Below are 25,071 nucleotides of genomic sequence, written 5' to 3'. Positions count from 1 at the left end.
TTGGGCCCTGCCAAAATGGCTGGATTTTGTTGCAAAAATGACGCGGCGGGGGTGCTGTTCCCTAAGGATCGCAGGCATTCTTCGCCGAATAGGGCATAGAAATGCAGTGGGCCGGTCTTTGGACCGGCATCGCGCGCACCAATGGACGCCCTGTGCGGGATATACGATTTGCAAATGCCGGTCTGAAGACCGTCACACCGAACCCTCCCGAAAACGCTGTCAATTGCGGCGGGTTTTTTCTACCCTTTCAGGATACTCCGACGATTCCTGGGAAATGCGCAGCCTGAGACGGGTTTCCCGAACTGTAAGGACCCTGATTCATGCCTCAGACCCGCCGCCCATCCTTTCTCAGGAGCTTCCTCGCCACCGAGGCGGCCGGCGGCATCATCCTGATGGCGGTGGCGGCGCTTGCCTTGATCGTGGCCAATTCACCGCTGGGCGAAGCCTATTTCCACACGCTCCATCGCTATGTCGGCGGCCTCAGCCTGCTGCACTGGATCAATGACGGACTGATGGCGCTGTTCTTCCTGCTGGTCGGGCTGGAGATCAAACGCGAAGTGCTGGACGGCCAATTATCGAGCTGGCCGCGACGGGCCCTGCCGGGCATCGCGGCGATCGGCGGCATGATGGTGCCGGCCCTGATCTTCGTGGCGGTCAACTGGCGGGCCGAAGGCACGCTGCAGGGCTGGGCCATCCCCTCGGCCACCGACATTGCCTTCGCCCTCGGCGTGCTCGCTTTGCTCGGCCCGCGCGTGCCGGCCTCGCTGAAGATCTTCCTGACCGCGCTGGCCATCATCGACGACCTCGGCGCGGTGGTGATCATCGCGGTGTTCTATACCGCCTCGCTCAACATCTGGATGCTCAACGGCGCATTCGCAATCTTGGTCGTGCTTGCCATCATGAACCGGCGCGGCGTCACCTTCCTGCCCGCCTATCTTGCGCTCGGCGCCGTGTTGTGGGTGTTGACCTATCTGTCGGGCGTGCACGCCACCTTGGCCGGCGTGGCCCTGGCCTTCACCATTCCCCTGCGCCGCAAGGGCGGGCATGAACACGACCACACCCCGCTGCACAAACTCGAGCACGGATTGCACCCCTGGGTGACCTATCTGATCGTACCGATCTTCGGCTTCGCCAATGCCGGTGTCGCCCTCGGCGGCCTGTCACTCGGCAGTCTCGCCGATCCGGTCACCCTCGGTGTCACGCTCGGTCTGTTCGTCGGCAAGCAGATCGGCGTCTTCCTCTTCGCAGCCTTCGCCATCCGGATGAACTGGGCCGAACTGCCGGCCAACGCCAATTGGCGCCATCTCTATGGCGTGGCACTGCTCTGCGGCATCGGTTTCACCATGAGCCTGTTCATCGGTGGCCTCGCCTACGCCAATGCGCCCACCCTGCTCGACGAAACCAAGATCGGCGTGCTGCTGGGCTCGATCCTCTCGGCCGTGTTTGGCGCAATCTTGCTGCGAACGACCAAGCCGGAACATTAAACGTTCAATTGCATGCGGCGGCGCACAATGATATTCCAGCGCGCCGTCCCCATATGGGATCGGTTGTACATCCGACAATTCACGGAGAAGGACTTAAGACAGTGGGTTACAAGGTCGCCGTCGTGGGCGCCACAGGCAATGTGGGCCGCGAAATGCTGAACATTCTGGCCGAGCGGGCATTCCCCGCCGATGAGGTGGTTGCACTGGCTTCGCGCCGCAGCCTGGGCACGGAAGTTTCGTATGGCGACAAAACGCTGAAAACGCGGGACCTTGCGACCTATGACTTCTCCGATACCGACATCGCCCTGATGTCGGCCGGCGGCGACGTCTCCAAGGAATGGTCGCCGAAGATCGGCGCGCAGGGCTGCGTCGTCATCGACAACTCCTCAGCCTGGCGCTACGACGCCGACGTGCCGCTGATCGTTCCGGAAGTGAATGCCGACGCCATCGTCGGCTTTACCAAGAAGAACATCATCGCCAATCCCAACTGCTCCACCGCCCAGCTCGTGGTGGCGCTGAAGCCCCTGCATGATCGCTTCGGTATCAAGCGCGTCGTCGTCGCCACCTACCAGTCGGTCTCCGGCGCGGGCAAGGAGGGTCTCGACGAGCTCTTCGCCCAGACCAAGGCTATTTATGTCAACGGTGCGATCGAAACCAAGAAGTTCCCCAAGCGCATCGCCTTCAACGTGATCCCGCATATCGATGTCTTCATGGAGGACGGGTACACGAAGGAAGAGTGGAAGATGGTGGCCGAGACCAAGAAGATCCTCGACCCCAAGATCAAGCTGACCGCGACCTGCGTGCGCGTGCCAGTGTTCATCTCCCATTCGGAAGCCGTGAACATCGAGTTCGAGAAGCCGGTGACGGCCGACGAAGCCCGCGACATCCTGCGTTCGGCGCCGGGCTGCCTGGTGATCGACAAGCGAGAGCCTGGCGGATACATCACGCCCTACGAGGCTTCCGGCGAGGATGCCACCTATATCTCGCGCATCCGCGAGGACATCACGGTGGAGAACGGCCTGGACATGTGGGTGGTCTCCGACAATCTGCGCAAGGGTGCCGCGCTCAACGCGATCCAGATCGCCGAGGTGCTAATCAACCGCAAGCTGCTCCGGGCCAAGAAGAAGGCGGCCTGAAGGTCTGAGGTTTGAAAGCCGCCGTTCGGGCAACCGGGCGGCGGCTTTTGTTTTTTCGAGAGCGATCATGTCCAGCGCCGATTCCGCCGCTCACCGCCCCGCTTTGCCCTCCTCCGTGCTGGCGGCCCTGTTCGTACCCCTATGGTCGACAGGCTTCGTCACGGCACGACTGGTAGCGCCACACGCCGAGCCCCTGACCTTTCTCGGTCTGCGCTTCGTGGCGGCGGGCTTGCTGCTCGGCCTCTATGCGTTGTGGAGCGGTGCCTCCTGGCCCCAGAGCGGCCGGGCCTGGCTGGATGCCCTCGTCGCTGGTTTCCTGATCCATGGCCTCTATCTCGGCGGCGTGTTCTGGTCGGTGTCGCACGGCTTGCCCTCGGGCATATCGGCCCTCATCGCCGGCCTGCAGCCGCTGCTCACCGGCCTGCTGTCCAAGCCCTTGCTTGGGGAAGAAGTCTCGGGCAGGCGCGCGCTCGGCATCGTCATCGGTGCTGTCGGCGCGGGACTGACCCTGGTTCCCAAGCTCGGGGCTGGTGGCGACGGCGGCATTCCGCTCCTGCCGCTCGCCGTCTGCACCCTCGGCATGGTGGCGATCACGCTCGGTACCATCTGGCAGAAACGCCGCGGGCGCGGGGCCGATCTCGCCACCAACACCGCCGTGCAATATGCCGGCGCCATGGTGCCGATCGTCATCGGTGGCCTGCTGACCGAGAGCGGTCATTTCGACTGGACCTCCGCCGCCGCCTGGACGGGCCTGATCTGGTCCGTCTTCGGCATGTCGATCGGCGCCATCCTGCTCCTGATGCTACTGATCAAGCGCGGCGCAGTCGCCCAGGTCGCGGCCCTGCTCTACCTCGTGCCCGGCGTCTCCGCCTTGATGGCCTGGGGCATGTTCTCAGAGGCGCTCACGCCCCTCCAGATCGCCGGCCTCGCCATCGCAGCGCTCGGCGTGGCGGTAGCCAACAAGGGATAAGAGGGCCGCGCCTCGCTCCCTCTACTGCCCATAGGTCGCCGTGAGCGTGGCCGAGGCCAGGGCATTGGCGTGGACCATGAAGCCGATCATGGCGCCACTGGCAGTGGCGGGCAGATCGAGCTTGGCCACTTTCAGCGCGGTGATCGTCAGGACATAACGATGTGCCGGGCCCGGCGGCGGGCAGGCCCCCATGAAGGCGGGCATGCCCGCATCATTGCGCCCCTGCACGGCGCCCGACGGCAGCGACTTGCCATCCCCAGCGCCAGACTGCAGGGATGTCGCCGAGGCCGGGATGTCGAACACGATCCAGTGCCACCAGCCCGACCCCGTCGGCGCGTCGGGATCGTAGAGCGTCACCGCATAGCTCTTGGTGCCTTCAGGCGGATCCTTCCAGCTCAAGGCGGGCGAGACGTTTCCGCCCGAACAGCCAAAGACATTGGACACCTGTGCCTTGGTGAGGGTAGCGCCCTCGCCAATGTCGGTGCTGGTCAGTTCAAAAGCTGAGGCCGGCTGGGTCGCGGCCAGTCCCAGCGCCAAGGCGCCGGCCAGGATGTGTTTCATGATCAAGCTTCCTTCGTTCAGGGAAGCCATCCTGTCATCCCGCTATGATCGCGGCAGCGCCGTCCAGCTCAAATTTCGTGCTGTTTCGCTCAAAGTCGCGATGATGCCCCCTGATCTCACTGGGCGCAAAACCAAAGCGATTGCGAAACCGCACGGAAAAGCGCGACGCCGACTCATAGCCGACATCGAGGGCAATCTGCGTGACCGGCTGGTCTGTCGACTGCAGCAGATAGAGCGCCGCCGTCATGCGGACATCGATGAGCAGGTCGGTGAAGCTGGTGCCTCGTTCCGCGAGATGGCGGCGCAGGCTCGGCTCGCTCATGCCGATCGAAGCGGCGACAGGGGCCGCGCGCCATGAACGGGCAGGCTCGGCCACCAGCATCCGGCGCAGACGCACCACGAGATCGTCGCCGCCAGGCTGCTCGAAGCGATAGCCGAAGCCGTCGAGCCAGAGCAGTATCTCGCGGACACGGGCAGCAGCCACCGGCTCAGGCAAGGCATCCCGATCCGCGATGGCCCGGATGGCTACGTCACAGGCCAGCCGGAACGCGGCCGGCGAATCAGTGAGAACCTCAATCCTGCGGAGGGGCGGTGCGCCGCCGGCCTGGAATTCACGAGCGAGACCGGGAGCGAAATTCAGGGCAAGGGCGCGATAGGGGCCATCGGCGGCCGGCTCGTTGATCACGTCGAAGTCGCAGCCATCCGGCACGAGCACCACCTGGCCGACGGATGCCGTCAGCTCCACATCACCGCTGCGGATGATCTTGCGGCCGCTCTCGACCAGCACCAGACCGGGACCGTCGGAGGCGAGCCTGCGGCATAAGAGAGAGGCATGCTGCACGACCTCCGCCACGCTGCCGATGCCGGACCGCGAACGGATCGTCCGACCCAGCGCCAGATCGTCCTGGGAGGTGTCGATGTTGCTCACGCTTCTCGCCCCGTATCAAAGCAGCGGCGGCCATCCGGGAATATGGCTTCAAAAGCTAAATACCGGTTCAGGCGAGCCGGGCGAACCAGATTGTCGACCCGCCGCAATCGGGATCCTCCACCATATGTGAGACGATATCAAAGCCATTGGTCTCCAGCAGCCCGCGATAGTCTCCCGGGTCCAGGCTGCCGTGATAGAGCGGCGCGCCCTGGAAGGCACCGATTGCCTCGCCATGCCCGGTGCCGCTGGTGAAGATCAGCGCCGCCTTCGGATTCGCATGGCGGCGGAAGATCGGGAACATGCCCCGCTGGTCTTCCGGAGGCAGATGGAAAAAGCTGTTCCAGGCGATGATGCCGTCGAAAGTCCGCCCGAGCGCCAATGTTCGCATGTCCCCAACCAGCCAATCATGGGCCGGGAAGCGCGCCTTGCAGAGTTCGACCAGGGACGGAGCGGCATCCAGGCCGGTGACCCGATGCCCCCGTTCGATACAATGGCGGGCGATCGGTTCACCGGCTCCACAGCCGATATCGAGGACCGAAGCTCTCTCGGCAGGCAGAAGCGCCAGAAAGCGATCGAGCCAGGCGATTTCGGGAAAATTGCGGCGCCGCAATTCGTCCCAGGCGCCGGCATGGGCTTCATAAAGGCTCACGACCTGGTCTGCGGGGCCGCCCATTGTTTTGCCTGATGGCGCAGACGGCAGCCTCAGCCGCCCTGGTAGATATAGTAGCGCACGCCGTTGCCCGGGTCGACGAAGCTGGTCTTGGTGCGGTCGCGCACCTTCTGCCCAGCCGTGAAGCGGCGGCAACGGCCATCGGCCATGTGGTTGTCGAACTCGCGCTGGAACTTCTCCCCGGAGGCATGCAGCGTGCCGACATGCTGCTGGGTGCGGCAGGCCACGAGAGGCCGCTCCAGCCCGCGCGTGACCGTCTCCACCTTTGGCGGCGTCGTGGAACAGGCGCCCAGCATGGCCAGGGGGGCGAAAAGCGTGCAGAGACGGAGCATGAACTGTCCTTGAACGAGGTGAGAGGCCTATTCTTCCACAACGGCGTCGTGGCAGCATACGCAGAGCTTGTTGCCGTCGAGATCGCGGAAATAGGCACCGTAATAATGGACATGATACTCGGGCCGCAGCCCGGGTGCACCCTCGCTCGTGCCGCCATGGTTAAGGGCTGCTTGCCAGGCCCGCTCAACCGCCGGCCGATCGGGAGCCAGCAGCGCGATCATCGGACCGTTACCAGGCGCCGGCGCCTGCCCATCGAAGGGCCGCCCGATCAGGAAGATCGGGCGCGAGGCGCCCGGCCTGATCCAGCCTGCCCAAGAGCGTTGATTGGAGCGTTGATTGGGAGGTTCGTCCTCGCGAAAGCGCAGCACCAGTCCGAGTTCCCCGAGCACCGCCTCGTAGAAGCGGAAGGCCGTGTCGAAATCACGGACGCCGAGGAAGGTGTGCGAGATCACCGCCCTACTCCACCGTCACGGTGCTGAGGTCCTCAAAGCGGCTGAACAGCGCCATGTCGTCGCGATGGATCATCTCGCTCGGGCCGGCCCAGCCGAGGATGTCCTCGATGCTGCGGCTCTTCTTGCCGGCGATCTGGGCGGCTTCGCCGATATCGTAGGCCACCAGGCCGCGGCCGACTTCGGCGCCGGAGGGATCGCGAATGATCACGGCATCGCCCTGCGAGAAGGTGCCTTCCACCCGCTTCACCCCGGCCGGCAGCAGGCTTGCGCCGCCCCGCAGCGCCTTGGCGGCGCCGGCATCCACATGCAGCGTGCCGCGCGGTTCGAGATGGCCGGCGATCCATTTCTTGCGAGCGGTAACGGGATTGGAGGGTGTCAGGAACCAGGTGCAGGGCCCGCCTTCCTCGATGCGCAGCAGGGGCGAATCAACCTTGCCCGAAGCGATCACCATGGTGGTGCCGCCGCCCACGGCGATCTTGGCCGCTTCCACCTTGGTGCGCATGCCCCCGCGCGAGAGCTCGGAGCCGGCATCCCCAGCCACGCCCTCGATCGCAGCAGTGATGCGCTGCACCACCGGGATCAGGGTGGCGGCGGGGTCCAGATGTGGCGGCGCGGTATAGAGGCCATCGATGTCGGAGAGCAGCACCAGGCAGTCTGCCCCCGCCATGGTGGCCACCCGGGCGGCCAGCCTGTCATTGTCTCCATAGCGGATCTCGGTGGTGGCGACGGTGTCGTTCTCGTTCACCACAGGCACGCAATGCATCTCCAGGAGCTTGTCGATGGTGCGGCGAGCGTTGAGATAGCGCTTGCGCTCCTCGGTATCGCCGAGCGTGACCAGGATCTGGGCTGCTGTCAGGCCTTGCGCCCCCAGGGTCTCGGCCCAGGCCTGCGCCAGGCCGACCTGGCCGACCGCTGCCGCTGCCTGGCTCGATTCCAGCGCGAGCGGCCCTTTCGGCAGTTGCAGCAGCGTGCGCCCCAGCGCGATGGCGCCCGAGGACACCACGATCACCTGAGCACCGCGCTCAGTGTGGCGGGCGAGATCGGCCACCAGGGACGCCAGCCATTCGCGGCGCAACTTCCCCTTGGCCTGGTCGACCAGCAGGGAGGAACCGATCTTGACGACGATGCGACGGAAGGAACTGAGTTCGGGCATGGCGGGACGGAGCTGAAGCGTGGCGGGAGGCGCGGTGGCAACGCCACCATGCCTGATAACACGGCCTAATGCGGCAATCGCCGTTCGACAAGCGCAAACACGATGCAGCGGACGAACAGGCAGGCGTGGGAACGCCCTCTCCCGTGCGCAGCATAGCCAGACCACTGTCTTATCTGCGCGAACACCGTGTTCGACCGGCCGACCTTCCGCGCTCCCGCGGGCCGTAGCTAGATATCCCGCAGGATAACCCGCCTCGCGGCGGGCAAACATCAAAAGGTACCCTGCAAATGTCCGCTACCGGTTCCACGGTTCATCTCGACGCAACACCGGCGCCGATTTCCTTCGACCCGACGAAAAGCGCCGTCATCGTCGTCGACATGCAGAATGACTTCTGCAGCAAGGGCGGCATGTTCGATCTGGCCGGCCATGACATCGGCTTGGCACGCGACACCATTCCCCCCATCGCAAGGCTGCTGGCCGGAGCCAGGCGCGCCGGAATGCATGTCGTCTATCTCGTCCATGGTTTTCTACCCGACCTGTCCGATGCCGGCGGCCCGCGCAGCAGGAACTGGCTGCTGAACAAGGATCTCAATATCGGCAAGGAGATCATTGCCCCGGACGGATCGAAGGGAAGGATTCACATCCGCAACACCTGGAATACCAAGGTCGTGGACGAATTGAAGCCCGAGCCTACCGACCTCATTGTCTACAAGAACCGTTTCAGCGGATTCTATGCCACTGACCTCGACGAACAATTGAGAGCGCTCGGCGTCGACACGCTCTTCCTTACAGGAACGACCACGAGCGTCTGCGTGGAATCCACGCTCCGGGATGCAAGTTTCAGGGATTATACCTCCGTATTGCTGGCCGATTGCATGGGTGAAGCCCTCGGCGAAGAATTTCATGCTGCGTCCCAGACGGTGATCGCGACCCGGTTCGGCTGGGTTTCGCAGTCGTCCGACCTGCTTCGGCAGCTCAGCGGCGCACGCTGAGCGAGCCTGAAGACCCGGTCGGTTCCCGGCCTTGCTTTGCAACATGAGTGGATCATCCGATATGGCGAGCTCCCGGATTTTGAGCCAGGCACCATTGCCCGTCGACGGGGGGATGCGGATAATCGACATCCACCGGCATCCGCTGCCGGAATGGTATCTTGCCAATCTGGCGCGGATTGGCGTTGCCCAGCTCGGCGGACAATCGCTCGCCGACCCGGCCCTGCGGTGGACGCCCGAAATAATGCTGGCGCAAATGGACGAGCACGCCATTGCCGCAAGCATGCTCTCCTTTGCCGGGCCCGGCGTTGCAATAGGGGATGAAGGCTTCCGGCGAGAACACATCCGGCAGTCCAACGAATATCTCGCCTCGCTCGTCGCCGAAATGAACGGGCGCGTGCGGGGCCTGGCGGTACTGCCGCTGCCAGCCATCGGCGATGCCCTTGCCGAGCTTCGCTATGCCATCGACGAACTCCGTCTCGACGGCGTAGCGATCCTGACCAATTACGATGACCTCTATCTAGGCGACCGGCACTTCGAGCCGCTCCTTGCCGAACTTTCACGCCGGCGGCTTCCGCTCTTCATCCACCCGACCAAGCCGGACTATGACGCGCCCCTGTCCTATCAGCCCTGGATTCTCGAATTTGCGGTGAACACGACCCGGGCCGTCATGCATCTCATCTACAGCGGCACGCTCGACCGATATCCCGGTATTCCCATCATCCTGGCCCATGGCGGCGGGGCGATACCCTTCCTCTCCTCCCGCCTCGACATCGGGCAGCGCAATTCCCGTATCGAGCTTGCCCATCCGGTTCGGCATTATCTCAGCCATTTCTATTACGAAACGGCCTTCACGGCGGCACCCGAACCCCTCGCGGCCTTGCTTGCCCTGGTGGAGCCTACGCAACTGCTGTTCGGTTCCGACCTCCCATGGGCGGGCATGGCCGCAGCCGAACTGTGCCTTGCCGGCGTCTCTGGTTCGCCGCTGCTGGGGCCGTCCGAACGGGAGGCCGTCCTGCATGGCTCGGCGCGCCTGCTGTTTCCAAAGTTCGGGCCCCCCGAAAAGGCATCGTGACGCGGCGCCCTCGTCGGGGCGTGCGGCGATACGCCGACGCCCGCACTTCCACTCGAAATATATTGAACCTCATTTGGAGCAATCATTATGAACGGACATTTCCGCACCCCGGCGCGACATTGGATTGACGGCGAGTGGGTTGCGACTGGCTCGGAGGCCGAGAGCATCGACCCGGCAACGGGCGATGTCATCGGCACCTATCTGGACGGTGGGCTGGAGGAGGCGGAGGCGGCCATCCGGGCTGCGGAAAAAGCACTTGGCGACCAGACCTGGACAGGCGATCCCAACCGGCGCGCCGCGGCCTTGTCTCACTTGGCCGATGCCTATGCCGCGCGGCTCGACGAGGTGATCGACACCCTCTGCCTGGAAAACGGCAAGGTCAGGGCCGAGGCAACATTCGAGGCGGAACTGATCGTGCGGGCCCTGCGCTTCGTGGCCGGCCTGGCGACCCAGAGCTTCGGCAGGGCGCTGGACCCGAGCCCGGGCAGAAGCGTCGTCAGCCTGCGTCAGCCGATCGGCGTGGCAGGGCTGATCATCCCGTGGAATTCACCCGCCTATCTCGCCATCCGCGCCCTGGGGCCAGCTTTGGCGGCCGGGTGCACAGCGGTCGTGAAGATGCCCCACAAGGCGGCACAGACCGCCGCCCTCATGGCTGACATCCTGGCGTCGATACCGGACCTTCCCCAAGGCAGCGTCAATATCTTCATCGAGTCGGGAGCGGCGGGCGCGAAGCTTCTGGTGGAATCCGCCAAGGTCCGCGCCATCAGCTATACCGGGAGCACCCATACGGGCCGAGCCATCGCCCAGACGGCTTCGGCGAGCTTGAAGCGGATCAATCTGGAGCTTGGGGGCAAGACGCCGCACCTCATCTTCGACGATGTCGATCTCGACAGGCTCCTGCCCATCCTCACCAAGTCGTCGACGGTGTTCGCCGGACAGTTCTGCATGACCGGCAGCCGGATTCTGGTCCAGCGCAACATTGCCGACCAGCTACGCGACAAGCTGGCCCGCAGCCTCGAGGCGGTAAGGCTGGGCCCCGCCGCCAGCGCCTCGAGCGACATGGGCCCGTTGATCGACAAGGCCTCGGTTTCACGCGTTGACAGGATCGTCAAGGAGGCGATCGCCGCGGGCGCAAAGGTCATCCTGAGAGGCGGCCCCGTCGCCGATGGGCCGCTCGCCAAGGGCGCGTTCTATCGCCCCTGCCTTCTCGAGGTTCCCAATTCCAGGCTCGAGATCGTGCAGATGGAAGTATTCGGGCCAGTGCAGACGCTCCAGCTTTTCGATAGCGAAGAAGAGGCCATCGAGCTTGCCAACGACACCGAATTCGGCCTGAGCGCCTGCGTCTGGAGCAGCAATGCGGACAGGTTGTTCCGTGTTTCGCGCAAGCTCGATGCCGGGCTCGTATCGATCAACAACTGGGCCAATCATGTCGTCGAATTCGAGGAAGGTGGCTTCAAGGCCAGCGGCCTTGGACGGCTGGGTGGAGTCGGCGCTATCGACGATTTCACCGAAATCAAGCAAATCGCCTACAACTACGCCACGACCACCTGAAACGGCCTGCCCGAGCCCGGTCCGATGGTTGCGACACCCTGTCTTTACCCTCTCCCCGCATATAGAGAGGAAAGGGTCAAGCTTGGTAAGGTGATCGTAGCCGGCGCCTCGCTTGGCGATATCACCTCATTTGTGCTCTTCGCTCACCAGGAGCAGCACCTTGATGTCGGTCTTGGGCACGTAATTCTTCACCACCATCTCGAACGTGGTCGGGCCGATCTTCTTCACGCCTTCGCCGCAGAAGGACACCAGCGTCTTGGGATCGCCCTTGTCGACCACCAAGCGAAAATCGCCGATCGGGCCGGCCCAGTTGCCGCCCGAGGTGATGACATAGGCCAGATATTGCTCATAGCTGGCGAAGGTCTTGCCCTCGTCGGCCAAGGCGCGCTTGCGCAGCGCTGCCGCCGCCTTGGTGAAAGCCGCATCGGTGCAGAAATCCTTCTGGTAGGACTTTCGCTGCTCGGCATCGAGATCGGGCGAGCCGAATACCAGGGACGACACGCCGCCATGGCTGGGCACGTAGTCCTGCTGGACGATCACGTCCTTGCCGGCCGGGAACACCTGCTTGCGCCAGAATTTCGAGCGCAGAGTCCAGGACGGATAATAGACCTGACGTTCGCCCTTGTCGTCATTGTAGCTGTCCTGATAGACGATACCGGCATCGACGAGCGCCTTGCGGTCGGCTTCGCTGAGGGCGTTGATGGCCTTCTCGGTCGCTTCCACGGTCGGCAGCAGCGGAAGCTTGAGTGCCTTCAGCCTGTCGGTGACTTCGACCTCGGGTTTGCCCTCCGATCCCAGCAGGAAGACGCGCTGCTCCACCTGGGAGTCGACCGCCTTGCCGTCGACCTTGGTGGTGAATTTCAGGAAATTGTCGCTGCTGGGATCTGGAATGTCGGTGATGCCGGCCGGTCCTTGCCCGGAAATGTCCGGCATCGGAAAGGCCACCAGGGCTTCGTAGTCGGCATTGGTGAGATTGCGGAAGCGATAGGAGATCTTCACCGCCTTGATCGAGAGGTAGAGATCTTCCGAGACCAGAGCGATCTTGTCGGTCTTGGTGAGCACCAGCCCGCCCGCATCGAGGGAGGCCATGGTGTCGTCGGCCCGCGCAGGCGAAGCCAGCAGGGCGGCAAGAACGGCAATGGCCGGAATGAAACGGGGCACGGTCGACTCCTTCGGCAATAATATCAAACAAGCGCGGCGAGCATATAGGCGTCACTACACCGGACACAACGTCACCTCACCGCGCCACGGACTGTTTACGCCCGGTAATCGTGATCACAGTCTTTCTAATCTTTGCGACTCTATCTTGTGGCTAAGCTCAGCGGAGCAATCTTAGGGCTTGGCTGTATGGTAGGAGGAATGCAACAAATAGATCGGGGAACATGAAACGTCGGGCTTCGGCGGATAATGATACCGACAAATCGGTCAAAGTCTGTTTCGAACAAAACAAGGGGTCGTCGATGGCACGCAGCGCAAGCCGCTCTCGCTCCGGTGCAACACAAACCCGCCACAGCCAGGCGGCCGCGCTGATCGGCCAGCGCATCGTTGCCGGAGAATGGGCGGTTGGCATGGCGCTGCCGACGGAGGCCGACCTCTCGCGCGAACTCGACGTCTCCCGCGCCTCGCTGCGCGAGGCCATCAAGCTCCTGGCCGGCAAGGGCCTGCTCTCCTCCACCCCGCGCCGTGGCACCATCGTGCAGCCCCACGCCAATTGGAACCGGCTCGATGTCGACGTGCTGGTCTGGCAGACCTCAGGCGGCGCCACCAAGAGCTTCGTCAAGGACCTGTTCGAGCTGCGCCGCATGATCGAGCCGGAGGCGGCGGCCCTCGCCGCTTTGCGTGCCTCGCCGGAGCAGCGGGTCGCCATCGCCCAAAGCTTCGAGGCGATGGCCAACGCTACCGACATCCAGCTTTCGATCGACGCGGACCTCGCCTTCCACCGCGCCATCATGCAGGCCACCAACAACATGCTGCTGGCCGCCTTCCAGCCGGCAATCGAGGCCTCGCTCGCGGTGTCCTTCAAGGTCTCGCGCGCCGGCAACGTGCTGCTGCCCTATACGGTGCCGATGCACCGGGCGGTGGCCGAACCTATTCTCGCCAGCGATGCCGACGGCGCCCGCAAGGCGATGATCGCCCTACTCGACCGCTCCGAGATGGACGCGGAAAGCGCCGCGGTGGATGACAAGAAGTAAGACGGTCTGGAAAAGACGCGACCCGCCTCCTCCACTGCAGGAGAAGGCGGGTCGCGTCTTTTCATTGATCCGGTGACCTGGCCGATCAGTAAGGATTGACCACCTGGGCATCGGCGATGCGCGAGGCCGAGCCGAAGTCGAGATTATAGATGTCCGGGCGGAAATGGGCGGTACCGTCAGGCGTGACATAGGCGGTCATGTAGACCCAATGCACCGGTACGCGGTCCGGAATGGCCTGGTCCTTGCGGGCTCCGGTGGCGATTTCCTGGCCGACGCGCTTGGCGTCCCAGCCCGAGCCGAGCAGCCAGGCGGCGAGATCGTTCACGCCCTGCACGCGCACGCAGCCATGCGAGAAGAAGCGATCGACCGAGCCGAACAGGCGCTTGGAGGGCGTGTCATGCATATAGACCGAATCCGAATTCGGCATCTGGATGCGCAGCTGGCCGAGCGAATTGCCGGCACCATAGGCCTGCCGGACAGTGTAGTTGGCGGCCTTGCCGCTCGACCAATCGATGGACTTGGGATCGACGGTGCGGCCTGAGCCATCGCTCACCGACATCCTCTGGCGCGCGAGATAGGAAGGATCGCGCACCATATGCGGGCCGATTTCCTTCTTGATGATGGATTGCGGCACGGTCCAGGTCGGGTTGAAATTGATGGCGCTGATGGTGGCGTCGACCTCGGGCGAGGGGTTCTGCGGGCGGCCGACCACGGCGATGTAGCGGCGCGCCACCTCGCCATTCTCGATGGCCTCGACCTGGGCGCTCGGGATGTTCACCACCACATAGCGGCGGTTGAAATCGATGAAGCGCGCGCCGACGCGTTCCATGTTGTGGCCGATCTGGACCAGGCGGTGCTGCACGGGAACCGCCATCTGGGCCCGGGTGCGCTCGTCGATCTTGCCGGTGGCCTGCAGGCCGTAGCGCTGCTGGAAGCGGTTGACGGCGGCGGTGAGCCCAGCGTCCCATTTGGGGTTGTCGCGCTCGGTTTCCGGCAGATCCTTCTCCATCACCAGGCGCTGGCGCAGCGCCTGCACGGCACTGCCCGTTGCGCCGGCGGAGAGACCGACGGGGGGGGCGGCCGGGAAGCCGCCATTGCGGGCAATCTGAGCATAATATTGCGACAGGCCGTTGAGACGGTCAAGCGAGCCGGCATCGAAGGTCGGCATCGAGGACCAGGGCGTGGCCGGAATCTTGATCGGAGTCGAGGCGGCGTAGGAAGGCCCGGCCGGGACCGGCTTCTTGGCGACCTTGGGCTTGGCGGGCGTGGCGGCGGGCACCGCGGGTGCGGCGTCGGCCGCAGCAGGGGCCGTCGGAGCCGCGGGAGCGGCAGCATCGGGGGCCGCAGCCGTCGCCGGTGCGGGAGCTGCCGGTTCGGGAGCAGCGTGCGCGGCCGGAGCCGGAGCGGGGCTGGCGGGCTGGGGTGCCTCGGGAGTAACAACTGGAGCTTCGGGAGCAGCAGGTGCCGCCGGCGCGGTAACCGGAATGTCGGCCGTGGGCGGGGTGGCGTCCTGTGCCAGTACTGGCGAGGCCAGAACCAGGGCCAAAACGGAAACGGCGGCCAGAACAAGGGGGGTAGGCTGCTTCATAGCAGGAACTTCCACGCTGGTTGCCGAAACGTAAGGTCCGGCACAAAAAGGGATCATAGGCAGCCCTCTATCACGCGGCCGGGCCGCGCGGTATGGCCGCCACAGTCTTGCCGCACGATTGTCGGACGGCGTGTCCGATTAACCACATCAGCACTATGCGCTCCGACCATAGTCCGAAGTTTTGGCCTCAAAAGGGCAGAGCGTCTTCATAGCCTGATCGAGTTAACAAGAAGATATGCCGATCGAAGGCCTCCTCCCCGCGATATTCCCCTGGCCGATTCCCTTGGCCATGACAAAAAAGGCTGCTTCCTCCCTTGGGAGAGAAGGCAGCCTTCTTTTGAATTGGGAAATGCGGGCGTGCAGTCAGCGGGTGGCGACCGGCTTTTCGCCACGATAATCGTAGAAGCCGCGCTTGACCTTGCGGCCAAGCCAGCCGGCTTCGACATATTTCACCAGCAACGGGCAAGGCCGGTATTTGGAATCGGCCAGCCCCTCATGCAGGACCTGCATGATCGACAGGCAGGTGTCGAGGCCGATGAAATCGGCAAGCTGCAGCGGGCCCATCGGATGATTGGCACCGAGCCGCATCGCCATGTCGATGGATTCGACCGTGCCGACGCCCTCATAGAGCGTGTAGATCGCCTCGTTGATCATCGGCAGCAGGATGCGGTTGACGATGAAGGCCGGGAAGTCCTCGGCCACCGCCACCTGGCGATCGAGCTTGGTGATGAAGGCCTTGGCGGATTCGAACGTGCCGTCATCCGTGGCGATGCCGCGGATGATCTCGACCAGTTGCATCACCGGCACCGGATTCATGAAATGAATGCCGATAAAGCGCTCCGGCCGGTCGGTGGCCGCCGCCAGCCGCGTGATCGAAATCGACGACGTGTTGGTGGCGAGGATCGCTTCCGGCTTCAGATGCGGGCAGACGCCGCCATAGATCTTGACCTTGACCGCCTCGTTCTCGGTGGCTGCTTCGATCACCAGATCGCAGACGCCGAGGCCCTCCACATTGGGTTCGGCCTTGATGCGGGAAAGTGCCTCGTCGTTCTGGGCCTGCGTGATGAAACCCTTGGAAACCTGACGCTTGAGATTGCCATTGACGGTGGCCAGGCCATTGTTGACCCGATCTTCCGATACGTCGTTGAGCACCACGTTCAACCCGGCCAGAGCGGCGACATGCGCGATGCCGCTGCCCATTTGCCCGGCGCCCACAATCCCAACCGTCCTGATATCCACCGTCATTTCAAGTTCCCTGCCATTTGCCCGATCTTATCGAGGCAATCGGCGCGTGGGAAGACCGCAGTCGCAGCTTTCATGCACGCCTGTCGGTCGAAATGGTCGCATTCGGGTGTTGGCACCTTGCGAGCAGGAGCGCCTCCCCATGCGGCCCGAACTGCCGGTAGAATACCACAAAACGAGGGGCCGGGAAAAAGGCAGCTCGATGGAACCGTGATTTTGTCTAGATCAGGCCCTGCCCGCCATCAATATGGATGGTCTCGCCCGTCGTGAAGGCGCTCTCCATCAAATAGAGATAAGCGGGGGCAATATCAGCGGGCTTCGCGATCCTGCCCACCGGCAGGCGGCCGGCCATGCCGGCGAAGAAGTCCGATTTGGCCTCCCCGACGATCTCGTCCCACATCGGCGTATCCACCCAGCCGGGCGAGACGATATTCACGCGTGTCGGCGCCAGTTCCAGCGCCAGGGCGCGGGCGAAAAAGCCGAAGGAGCCGGCGATCGCCGAAACGACCGCGCCGCCGGGAACCGGCGGCCGGTCCTTGTTGATTCCGGAGGTGAAGGTCATGGAACCGCCCCGCCTCAGGGTGGCCACGGCGTGCTTGGCCAGCATGACGGCGCCGATCAGCTTGTTGTCGACGAAACACCGCACCGTCTCCATGTCGGTGCGCCCGATGGGATCGCCCGGTGGCGGCGTTCCGGCCGTCGACACCAGGTGATCGAAAGCGCCGGCCTCCTGGAAGAGCCGGGCAAGACCGGCTTCGTCTGTCATGTCAGCGGCAAAGCTTCGCACGCGCCGGCCTGCATCGAGGCTTCGCTCCGCGGCCTGCAGCCTGCCGGGCGAGCGGCCGACGATCAACACCTCCGCACCGCTCTCGAGGGACGCCTTCGCGACGCCGAGGCCGATGCCGGAACTGCCGCCGACGACGATGATCTTCTGGCCCGTGAGCGCTGCCATGGGAAACCTCCGGTTCTCTACGGTCATGGGAATGAGTTAAGCCCGGCCGGCATAGGCCGCTTCGAGATCGGCGACGACGATCTTGGTCATCTTGTATAAGGCTTGCCTGACCCGATCCGCCTTCTCGCGGTCGGGATCGGCCATCAGCCGCAGCGTGACCTCGGGAATAACCTGCCAGTAGACGCCATATTTGTCCGTCAGCCAGCCGCAGGGCTTCTCGGAGCCGCCATCAGCCGTGAGCGCCCTGTAGTAATAGTCGGTCTCGGCTTGGTCGGAGGTCTGGATATAGAGCGAGAGCCTTTCATTGAAGGCAGGCATCCGCCCGGCATTCAGGGCCGTCAGGTGCAGCCCTTCGAGTTCGAAATCGAAGGTGGCGTGCGGAACCGTCTTGTTCGTGCCGGCGACCCAGTCGGTGAACTCGGTGTCCCTAAGCGCCTTGGCATTCTTGAAGACCGACAGATAGAAGTCCCGGGCCTCTCGAGCGTTCAGGTTGAACCAGAGAAAGGGATGGATCGTGGCCATGTTGTCCTCGTGAGGATTCATCACAAATCACAGCCATTTTGAGCAGTATACTATCGACACACAAACCAAAACTTGGCATATATCTGTGATCAAAACTCACACATGCCATGCCCCGCAAACTTCCACCCCTCCATGCCCTGCCGAGTTTCGAGGCCGCAGCCCGGCATCTGAGTTTCTCCAGGGCGGCGGAAGAGCTCAATGTCACCCATGGAGCCGTCAGCCGGGCGATCAAGCATCTCGAGGACCGGCTCGGCGTCCTCCTGTTCGAGCGCACGAGCCGTTCGGTGCGCCTGACCGCTGTCGGTGAACCCTATGCACGGGCGATTCGCGACATGCTCGACCAATTGGGGATGGCCACCGCTGCGGCGACGGCCCACCAGTCGAGCTCGACCCTGAACGTCAGCACCTCCGACGGCTTTGCGGGGCGATGGCTGGTGCCGCGCCTCTATCGTTTTCACTGCGCAAACGGCGATATCGACGTGCGGGTTTCGACCACCGGCAGGCTCACCAATTTCCTGGGCGACGGCATCGACATTGCCGTCCGCTATGGCAGCGGCACCTATCCGGGGCTCACTTCGGAATTCCTCACCGACGAGGAAGTCTTTCCCGTCTGCAGCCCGAGACTGCTGGAGGGGAAGCATCCGCTACGCCGCCCGGAGGACCTCAGGCACCACACGCTGATCCATGACGGTTTTCCGATCGATTGGGCAAGCTGGCTTTCCAGCGCCGGGATTGAGGGCGTGGACCCGCATGGCGGCCTCACCTTCGATTCCTATTCCTTTGCCGTCGAGTCTGCCGCGCAGGGCGAAGGCGTGGTGCTCGGCCGAACCATGCTGGTCGCCGCCGATCTCGCCGCCGGACGCCTGGTACGCCCGTTCACACACGCCCTCAGATCCCTCTCCAGTTTCTATGTCGTCTATCCCCCCGACGCCATCCGCCAGCACAAGGTGAAGGCCTTTCGCGACTGGCTCTTTGCGGAGATGGCGCCGCCGCCCGATTGATGAAGGCCTCGCCCCTTGCAGCCGAGGCCTTGCGTGCAATATTTACGGCTGAGAAGTCTCGGGACGGCGATGCGCGCGGAGCGAGCGGCGAAATAGGGAAGGCTAACGGCCCTCTGCCTGCCCTCGCTTTCCGGCGGAGGGAAGCGGGGACGCCGGTCCACCGCACTTCCTCTTGTTCAAATTCTTTGAGAACGCACGGCATATCATGACGATTTCGAACGAAGACGAATTGCTCAAGCTGAAGGAGATCGGCCGCATCGTCGCCAATACGCTGGCGGCGATGGGAGCGGCACTCGAACCGGGCATGACCACGGCGGAGCTCGACGTGATCGGCCGCAGGCTCCTCGAGCAGGAAGGCGCCCGCTCCGCACCCGAGCTCTGCTACGGCTTTCCCGGCGCGACCTGCATCAGCGTGAACGAGGAGATCGCCCACGGCATACCCGGCCAGCGCCGGATCGAGCCGGGCGATCTCGTCAATATCGATGTCTCCGCCGAGAAGGACGGCTTCTTCGCCGATACCGGCGCGTCCTTTGCGGTGGAGCCCGTTTCCAAGGCGGCCCAGCGTCTCCTCAGGGACGGCAAGCGGGCGATGTGGACGGGTATCCGCCAGGTGGGCGCCGGCCTGCCGCTCGCCAATATCGGCAATGCCATCGGCGAATTCGCCCGCAAGAACCGCTATACGCTGGTGCGCAATCTTGCCAGCCACGGCGTCGGCCGGTCCCTGCATGAGGAACCCAAGGAACTCGCAACCTGGCCCGACCGCTCCGAGCGCCGGAAGATGCAGGAAGGCCTGGTGTTCACGGTGGAGCCGTTCCTCTCTTTGGGCGCGGAATGGGCGGCGGATGGCGAGGATGCCTGGACACTGTTCAGCGACCCCCGCGCCCCAACCGTGCAATATGAACATACGGTGGTGGCGACCCGCACCGGGCCGCTCGTCCTCACGCTGCCGGCGTGACACCCCGGCGCCATGCGCGAGCAAGCACGATGGAATCTACAACTCTCGCCGACCTCTATCGCGCATATATCGCTTGCCTCAACCGGCAGGACTGGAGCGAGCTCGGACGCCATGTCGATGAGGAGGCCGTGCACAATGGCCGGCGGCTGGGGCTGTCAGGCTATCGCGGCATGCTCGTCAAGGATTTCGAGGACATTCCCGACCTCGCCTTCCACATCGAGTTCCTGGTCTGCGAACCACCCCTTGTGGCGGCCCGGCTCGCCTTCGACTGCACGCCGAAGCCGGGGTTCCTCGGCCTGAAGCTCGATGGACGCAAGGTCGCGTTCACGGAAAACGTATTCTACGCCTTCAAGGCCGAAAAGATCGTCTCGGTATGGTCTGTAATCGACAAAGCCGCGATCGAGGCCCAGCTGGGGCGCTGACGACAGGGCCGATATCGGGTGCTATGGTCGCCGCCAGATCCCGCAGCCGATGGAAGACCCCGATATGCCCTCCTTTGACGTGTTGCTCGCCTTCATCGTCACGACGGCCTTGTTTTCCGTGCTGCCGGGTCCCTCCATGCTCTATGCGGCGGCCAGGACCATGGCGGGTGGGCGGCAGGCCGGGCTGATGGCAGCGCTCGGCCTGCATCTGGGTGCCTATGCCCATGTCGCCGCAGCAGCCGCCGGCCTATCGGTGCTGTTCCATGCGGTGCCCATCGTCTATGCCGGCGTCAAGCTCGCCGGCGCCCTCTATCTGATCTGGCTCGGCATCACCTTGTTCCGGGCGCGGCAAAGCGCGGATGCCGGGACGATCGGCGGCACTCGCTCGGCCCGCCAGGCCTTCGCGCAGAGCATCACCGTCGAGGTGCTCAACCCGAAGACCGCGCTGTTTTTCCTGGCCTTCCTGCCGCAATTCGTCGACGGCGCCGCATCTTTCCCGCTCTGGCTGCAATTTGCCATCCTGGGCACGGTCGCCAATGTCCTGTTCGGGCTCGTCGATATCGTCGTCGTCATGCTGGCCGCAGTGATCATCGGCCGGCTCAAGCGCTCCTCCGGCGTGCAGCGGCTGATGCGCCGCGTGGGCGGGGCGATCCTGGTCGGGATGGGCGTCCATCTCGCCTTGCAGAGGGGCTAGCAAGGGCCGCGGCGTTGATCGCGCAAACCGGGCGGGCTCAGCCGCATTGCTGCGCGACGAGCCCCTGATAGAAGCCGAGTTCGGTCACCCGTGCCGACCAGTCGGCATCGGGATTCAGCTGAGCCGTCCCACACCGCCGCATCACGGGAGCCGCTGTTTTCAGCATCTCGACACGCCGCCGGTAGACTTGGCAGATAGCCCCTTTGTCATTCGCGCTGACGGCTCTCAACTCCCGATCCGAAGCATGCATGGCCTGTTCCGCCTCCACGACCTCAGTGGTGCAGGCGGATCTATAGGGCGAGAGGACGACCCACGAGGCCAGGAAGGCGGTCGAGACTGCCGTCACGAGAAGGGGTGTCTTCCACTTCGTGAGTAACGGCATGGAGATGACCTCCGGTTTTGCTTTTTCTCGTCAATCGGATTCGTAACGTTGTTACCCCTTGGATCAAGGACTTCCTCAATGGATGAAATTCCGCCACGCCCCCTATGATGGCAGCCAAGTAGCTTGCGGGCGCCGGCGTGCTCAGGGAGCCGCAGGGTCCCCTGACGCCGGCGCGGTATCGAAGATCCCTCACCCGGCAGGAGCCAATTGCTCCCTTGTCTTGGAGAAAGGCCGGAAGGTCAGGGCGATCAGCGTGGCCGCGATGCCCATGCCCCAGGAGCCGACATAGAGCCACATATAGGTATTGAAGTGGTCGTAGATCATACCGCCCAGCAGCGGGCCGAGTGACATGCCCAGGCTGCCGGCCATCGCCGTGCCGCCGATGATGGTGCCCATCATCTTGAGCGGGAAGTTCTCGCGCACGATCACGGCATAGAGCGGCATCACACCGGCATAGATGAAGCCTACCACCATGGCCACGGCGTAGAACTGGCCAAGCTGGTTGGCAAAGGCATAGAACAGCACGCCGAACGCCTGGGCGAACAGTCCGATCACCAGCATGCGCTGGGCGCCGAAACGATCGCCCATCAAGCCGAAGCCGATGCGCCCGAACATGCCTGCCAGGCCCTCGACACTGTAGATGGTGACGGCGGCGATCATCGGGATGCCGCAGGTCACCGCATAGCTCACCGTGTGGAAGATCGGCCCGGAATGCGTGGCGCAGCAGAAGAAATTGGCCAGCATCAGCACGATGAACTGCGGCGAGCGCACTGCCTGGCGCACAGTCATATCCGATTGCGGCTCGTCGGCCAGTGCCGCCTCATTGCCTTCGATGAGCGCAGGCGGCCGCCGTAGGAACAGGGAGGCAGGAATCATGGTGGCGGCGGCAATGCCGGCAAGAATCAGCATCGAGGTGCGCCAGTCATACTTCGTTACCAGCCATGCGGCGAGCGGCGCCATCGTCATCGGCGCCATGCCCATGCCGGCCGAGACCAGCGACACGGCGAGGCTGCGCTGCGTGTCGAACCAGCCGGTAACGCAGGCCATCATCGGCGCGAACATCGCAGCAGTCGCCGCCCCTACCAGTACGCCGAAGACGAGCTGGAATTCGATCAGCGATCCGGCCTGGCTGGCCAGCGCCAGGCTGGCAACGAGGCCGATCGAACCGGCCAGCACCACCGGACGCGGGCCAAAGCGGTCGGACAGGCCGCCCCAGACCATGCTGGCCAGCGCCATCGCCAGGAAGCCGAAGGTCATGGCAGTGGAAATGCCGGTCACCGACCAGCCCGTCTCCGCCGACATGGGTTTGAGGAAAACCGGCAGCGAAAACATCGCGCCGATCGCAACGCATCCAAGCAAGCCGCCCGCGGCGACGATCACCCAACGATAGGAATTCTTGTCCATCATGGTCCACCCGTTCCTGTGCCGCGGGCCATCGCGTCTCGCGCTCTGCCGCACGGCGGCAGGAAACGCAAAGACGTGGTGAAACGAGGTGCCGGAGCAAACGAGCATTCAAATCTGAACAAGGCCTGCTCCAGGCCACCGCGGCGATACCTCAAGGACGCACGAACAACTGAAAATCCGACATGCGGTTGCAAAAATATTCTGGTTGCAAGATGCTATCAGAATATTCGCCAAGCGCAAACCGGGCATGGCGAATGAAGAGCGAACTGGTCAGTCTCCCCCTGCCGCCACCTCAGACCGGATTCGTCGTCGCAAGCCTCCCATTCGACCGATCCTTGCCCTCGACCGGTGAGCGCGACCCTGCCATTGGCGATCAAGGAGGTGGGAGTAACAAATCCGGCGATATTCCAGGATGAGCGGGGAATAGTTCTAGGGACGGCGCAAGCCCGTCGCCAGGGCGCGGAAAGTCTCCACGGCCTTCGGCAAGACCTTCTCGGGCTCCTCGCTCGCCGCGATCCACAAGGCCGCATTGAGCGCGGACGCGCTCAAGAGCCGGGCCGCTGCCTCGGCATCCACCGGCTTCATGATCCCCTGCCCGATGAGGCGCTCGACGGTTCGTTTGGTCGCCTGCAGGCAATTGTTCTGGCTGGGCCATTGCGAGGGATCGCCGAGGACAGCCGGCCCGTCGCGCAGAACGATGCGCTGTACCTCGGAATCGAGCGCCATCTCGATATAGGCCACGCCCTCGATCAGAAGGCCTTCCCATTCGTCCTGGGCAAGGGCAGCGGCCTCATGCGCGCGCTCTGCCATCTCGGCGTCGATCTGATTGACCACGGCCGCCAGAAGCCCACGCTTGTCGCCGAAATTGTGGTAGAGCGCCCCACGCGTCAGTCCGACCTCGGCCGTCAGTTCATCCATCGAGGCCGCGGCATAGCCGGTTTTCGCGAAAGCCCTGCGCGCGGCCGTAATCAACTTGGCGCGATTCTTCTCCATCGTCTCGGCCCGGCTTCCGGCAACCATCTCAGTCCCCTTCATATACGCGACGTATTTGGATTGACATACAGCACGTATGTCCATAGATCCAAATACGGAACGTATATCAAATGCGACAGGGCCATGTGAAGCCCCTGCGGTTGTCAGCGGATCATGAAAAGAAGAGGACTGAAAAATGGCACAGCGTGAGGCAGTTTTCCCCGCGGATCGGCATGCGCTCTACGAGGCGCATGGCTATTCGGCGGCGATCCGATCGGGCGACCTTCTGTTCGTTTCGGGCCAGGTCGGCAGCCGTGCAGACGGTACGCCGGAGCCCGACTTCAAGCGCCAGGTGCAATTGGCCTTCGACAATCTGCAGGCAACGCTGAAGGTGGCGGGCTGCGGTTTCGACGACATCGTCGACGTGACCACCTTCCACACCGATCCCGAAAACCAGTTCGAAACCATCATGGCGGTCAAGAACCAGATCTTCGACCGGCCGCCCTACCCGAACTGGACGGCAATCGGCGTGAACTGGCTGGCGGGTTTCGACTTCGAGATCAAGGTCATCGCCCGCATTCCCGAAAGCGCAGACTGACTCGGGGGCAATACACGCGCGCGTCACGGCAGGAAGAGTATTCGCAGGATCTCGAAGTGGCTCCGACGCCTTGGGCTCAAGGGCCCAGGGCGTTGAGATGCGACCTCCCCTCACCAGCCAGGCTGCCGGGCGTTCATGAGCATCGCCAAACTCTTGAAATCCTTTTGGGGGCTTCCGGCAACCCTGGGGGCGGGAATCGTTGAAAGCGCAATGCAGCTTTCCAACCTCGGTTTGGAATGGCGGCTTATCCTGGTTGCCTTCATCGATGCCTGCCTGATCATAGCGGTCCTGCAACTGCTTTATCGATGGGCAAGACCAGCTGGAGCAGCCAGCCCTGCTCCAAATACTGCCTTCTTTGTCGTCGCCGCAGGCCTTCTCATGATCTTGGCCAGCACAGCGAGTTATTTTCTAGCCCACGCCGTGATCGCCCGGACGTCGGTGCGCATCATCGAGAGCCCCTCCGCCGTCGGCAATCACCTGGAGATCTTCGGCTCCAACAGCATCGTGCAGGCTTTCATCTCCGTGCCGCCCAACGTGGCCTGCCGCACCTATGACGTTACCGGCTGGGATCGGGCCGCCAGCCTGAAGGTCAACGCCGGCGGACCTGCTCCCGGCTATCAAATCCAGGGCCTGGTTCGTCCGCAGGCGATCATCGTCGACTGCGGGGCAAATACACTGACCGACCAAAGGGTGCAGGTGACACCGGCAGACGCCCAAGTTCTGCGGACTGCGTACGTTGATGGACTAGGCTGGACGATCTGGATGGTGGGAGGGATCATATGGTTTATCGGCATCTGCCTTTCTTGGCGATTTTTCCGATAGTGGCGTCACTGGCGATAGTCTCA

27 protein-coding genes are annotated in these 25,071 nt (G+C 63.6%); 13 read left to right on the top strand and 14 right to left on the bottom strand.

Annotated features, from left to right (window positions below; genetic code table 11):
• The first annotated feature begins 320 nt into the window (after positions 1 to 320).
• The 3 genes from nhaA to ACN6KF_RS25040 all read left to right on the top strand — a co-directional run bounded on the left by nhaA (position 321) and on the right by ACN6KF_RS25040 (position 3,590).
• Positions 321 to 1,484: a Na+/H+ antiporter NhaA gene (nhaA, locus tag ACN6KF_RS25050; RefSeq protein WP_434959456.1), complete on the top strand. Its 1,164-nt coding sequence runs from the start codon at positions 321 to 323 to the stop codon at positions 1,482 to 1,484.
• Positions 1,485 to 1,585: 101 nt separating this feature from the next.
• Entirely contained in the window at positions 1,586 to 2,620 is a 1,035-nt protein-coding gene (locus ACN6KF_RS25045; protein WP_434959455.1) for an aspartate-semialdehyde dehydrogenase, read from the top strand.
• A 67-nt stretch (positions 2,621 to 2,687) separates the two neighbouring features.
• Positions 2,688 to 3,590 (top strand): DMT family transporter, encoded by a 903-nt coding sequence (locus ACN6KF_RS25040; RefSeq protein ID WP_434959454.1) that lies wholly within the window; start codon positions 2,688 to 2,690, stop codon positions 3,588 to 3,590.
• Positions 3,591 to 3,611: 21 nt separating this feature from the next.
• Here the strand turns inward: ACN6KF_RS25040 and ACN6KF_RS25035 are convergent, their stop codons facing one another.
• From ACN6KF_RS25035 to proB, 6 genes are all read right to left on the bottom strand, one after another.
• Positions 3,612 to 4,151, bottom strand: coding sequence for a YbhB/YbcL family Raf kinase inhibitor-like protein (locus ACN6KF_RS25035; protein WP_434959453.1), 540 nt, complete (start codon positions 4,149 to 4,151; stop codon positions 3,612 to 3,614).
• Between the two features lie 34 nt (positions 4,152 to 4,185).
• Complete coding sequence (locus ACN6KF_RS25030; RefSeq protein ID WP_434959452.1) at positions 4,186 to 5,079, bottom strand: helix-turn-helix transcriptional regulator; 894 nt, start codon at positions 5,077 to 5,079, stop codon at positions 4,186 to 4,188.
• A 67-nt stretch (positions 5,080 to 5,146) separates the two neighbouring features.
• A complete protein-coding gene (locus ACN6KF_RS25025; protein ID WP_434959451.1) occupies positions 5,147 to 5,752 on the bottom strand; it encodes a class I SAM-dependent DNA methyltransferase in 606 nt (201 codons plus the stop codon).
• Between the two features lie 29 nt (positions 5,753 to 5,781).
• Entirely contained in the window at positions 5,782 to 6,081 is a 300-nt protein-coding gene (locus ACN6KF_RS25020; protein WP_434959450.1) for a hypothetical protein, read from the bottom strand.
• A gap of 27 nt (positions 6,082 to 6,108) precedes the next feature.
• Positions 6,109 to 6,534, bottom strand: a complete 426-nt coding sequence (locus ACN6KF_RS25015; protein ID WP_434959449.1) for a VOC family protein — start codon at positions 6,532 to 6,534, stop codon at positions 6,109 to 6,111.
• A gap of 4 nt (positions 6,535 to 6,538) precedes the next feature.
• Positions 6,539 to 7,687 (bottom strand): glutamate 5-kinase, encoded by a 1,149-nt coding sequence (gene proB / locus ACN6KF_RS25010; protein WP_434959448.1) that lies wholly within the window; start codon positions 7,685 to 7,687, stop codon positions 6,539 to 6,541.
• Positions 7,688 to 7,974: 287 nt separating this feature from the next.
• On the opposite strand from proB, the gene ACN6KF_RS25005 reads away from it, so the two are divergent.
• From ACN6KF_RS25005 to ACN6KF_RS24995, 3 genes are all read left to right on the top strand, one after another.
• Entirely contained in the window at positions 7,975 to 8,679 is a 705-nt protein-coding gene (locus ACN6KF_RS25005; protein WP_434959447.1) for a cysteine hydrolase family protein, read from the top strand.
• Positions 8,680 to 8,791: 112 nt separating this feature from the next.
• Positions 8,792 to 9,751: an amidohydrolase family protein gene (locus ACN6KF_RS25000; protein WP_434959446.1), complete on the top strand. Its 960-nt coding sequence runs from the start codon at positions 8,792 to 8,794 to the stop codon at positions 9,749 to 9,751.
• Between the two features lie 87 nt (positions 9,752 to 9,838).
• Entirely contained in the window at positions 9,839 to 11,302 is a 1,464-nt protein-coding gene (locus ACN6KF_RS24995; protein ID WP_434959445.1) for an aldehyde dehydrogenase family protein, read from the top strand.
• Positions 11,303 to 11,428: 126 nt separating this feature from the next.
• On the opposite strand, the gene ACN6KF_RS24990 is transcribed toward ACN6KF_RS24995, so the two are convergent.
• Entirely contained in the window at positions 11,429 to 12,463 is a 1,035-nt protein-coding gene (locus ACN6KF_RS24990; RefSeq protein WP_434959444.1) for a DUF4424 family protein, read from the bottom strand.
• 299 nt (positions 12,464 to 12,762) lie between these two features.
• Here ACN6KF_RS24990 and ACN6KF_RS24985 point away from each other — a divergent pair, with 299 nt between their 5' ends.
• Positions 12,763 to 13,494 carry a FadR/GntR family transcriptional regulator gene (locus ACN6KF_RS24985; protein ID WP_434959443.1) on the top strand — a complete coding sequence of 244 codons (732 nt, stop codon included), beginning with the start codon at positions 12,763 to 12,765 and terminating at the stop codon, positions 13,492 to 13,494.
• An 85-nt stretch (positions 13,495 to 13,579) separates the two neighbouring features.
• Here ACN6KF_RS24985 and ACN6KF_RS24980 read toward each other — a convergent pair whose 3' ends face one another.
• The 4 genes from ACN6KF_RS24980 to ACN6KF_RS24965 all read right to left on the bottom strand — a co-directional run bounded on the left by ACN6KF_RS24980 (position 13,580) and on the right by ACN6KF_RS24965 (position 17,798).
• A complete protein-coding gene (locus tag ACN6KF_RS24980; protein ID WP_434959442.1) occupies positions 13,580 to 15,082 on the bottom strand; it encodes a L,D-transpeptidase family protein in 1,503 nt (500 codons plus the stop codon).
• Between the two features lie 363 nt (positions 15,083 to 15,445).
• A complete protein-coding gene (locus ACN6KF_RS24975; protein ID WP_149252375.1) occupies positions 15,446 to 16,327 on the bottom strand; it encodes a 3-hydroxybutyryl-CoA dehydrogenase in 882 nt (293 codons plus the stop codon).
• Between the two features lie 217 nt (positions 16,328 to 16,544).
• Positions 16,545 to 17,276 carry an SDR family oxidoreductase gene (locus tag ACN6KF_RS24970; protein ID WP_434959441.1) on the bottom strand — a complete coding sequence of 244 codons (732 nt, stop codon included), beginning with the start codon at positions 17,274 to 17,276 and terminating at the stop codon, positions 16,545 to 16,547.
• Between the two features lie 36 nt (positions 17,277 to 17,312).
• Entirely contained in the window at positions 17,313 to 17,798 is a 486-nt protein-coding gene (locus ACN6KF_RS24965) for a VOC family protein (RefSeq protein ID WP_434959440.1), read from the bottom strand.
• A gap of 107 nt (positions 17,799 to 17,905) precedes the next feature.
• Between ACN6KF_RS24965 and ACN6KF_RS24960 the strand changes: the two genes are divergently transcribed.
• From ACN6KF_RS24960 to ACN6KF_RS24945, 4 genes are all read left to right on the top strand, one after another.
• Positions 17,906 to 18,799: a transcriptional regulator GcvA gene (locus ACN6KF_RS24960; RefSeq protein ID WP_434959439.1), complete on the top strand. Its 894-nt coding sequence runs from the start codon at positions 17,906 to 17,908 to the stop codon at positions 18,797 to 18,799.
• A gap of 205 nt (positions 18,800 to 19,004) precedes the next feature.
• Positions 19,005 to 19,754 (top strand): type I methionyl aminopeptidase, encoded by a 750-nt coding sequence (gene map, locus ACN6KF_RS24955; protein WP_434959438.1) that lies wholly within the window; start codon positions 19,005 to 19,007, stop codon positions 19,752 to 19,754.
• A 29-nt stretch (positions 19,755 to 19,783) separates the two neighbouring features.
• Positions 19,784 to 20,176, top strand: a complete 393-nt coding sequence (locus ACN6KF_RS24950; RefSeq protein WP_434959437.1) for an ester cyclase — start codon at positions 19,784 to 19,786, stop codon at positions 20,174 to 20,176.
• 64 nt (positions 20,177 to 20,240) lie between these two features.
• Complete coding sequence (locus ACN6KF_RS24945; RefSeq protein WP_434959436.1) at positions 20,241 to 20,870, top strand: LysE family translocator; 630 nt, start codon at positions 20,241 to 20,243, stop codon at positions 20,868 to 20,870.
• A gap of 37 nt (positions 20,871 to 20,907) precedes the next feature.
• On the opposite strand, the gene ACN6KF_RS24940 is transcribed toward ACN6KF_RS24945, so the two are convergent.
• The 3 genes from ACN6KF_RS24940 to ACN6KF_RS24930 form a co-directional block, all read right to left on the bottom strand.
• Positions 20,908 to 21,252, bottom strand: coding sequence for a hypothetical protein (locus ACN6KF_RS24940; protein WP_434959435.1), 345 nt, complete (start codon positions 21,250 to 21,252; stop codon positions 20,908 to 20,910).
• A 189-nt stretch (positions 21,253 to 21,441) separates the two neighbouring features.
• Positions 21,442 to 22,659: an MFS transporter gene (locus ACN6KF_RS24935; RefSeq protein ID WP_434959434.1), complete on the bottom strand. Its 1,218-nt coding sequence runs from the start codon at positions 22,657 to 22,659 to the stop codon at positions 21,442 to 21,444.
• A 426-nt stretch (positions 22,660 to 23,085) separates the two neighbouring features.
• On the bottom strand, positions 23,086 to 23,676 hold the full coding sequence (locus tag ACN6KF_RS24930; protein ID WP_434959433.1) for a TetR/AcrR family transcriptional regulator: 591 nt from the start codon (positions 23,674 to 23,676) through the stop codon (positions 23,086 to 23,088).
• A gap of 148 nt (positions 23,677 to 23,824) precedes the next feature.
• Here ACN6KF_RS24930 and ACN6KF_RS24925 point away from each other — a divergent pair, with 148 nt between their 5' ends.
• Together ACN6KF_RS24925 and ACN6KF_RS24920 are read left to right on the top strand one after the other, a co-directional pair.
• The gene (locus tag ACN6KF_RS24925; protein ID WP_434959432.1) at positions 23,825 to 24,226 is read left to right on the top strand and encodes a RidA family protein; all 402 of its coding nucleotides are present in this window, start codon (positions 23,825 to 23,827) and stop codon (positions 24,224 to 24,226) included.
• A gap of 135 nt (positions 24,227 to 24,361) precedes the next feature.
• Positions 24,362 to 25,048, top strand: coding sequence for a hypothetical protein (locus ACN6KF_RS24920; RefSeq protein WP_434959431.1), 687 nt, complete (start codon positions 24,362 to 24,364; stop codon positions 25,046 to 25,048).
• Positions 25,049 to 25,071: the final 23 nt, after the last annotated feature.

The sequence above is a fragment of the Labrys methylaminiphilus subsp. lupini genome, from assembly GCF_051161885.1.
Lineage (GTDB): Bacteria > Pseudomonadota > Alphaproteobacteria > Rhizobiales > Labraceae > Labrys.
The sequence above is the reverse complement of the archived record's forward strand: the minus strand, read 5'-3'. Positions and strand labels throughout refer to the sequence as shown.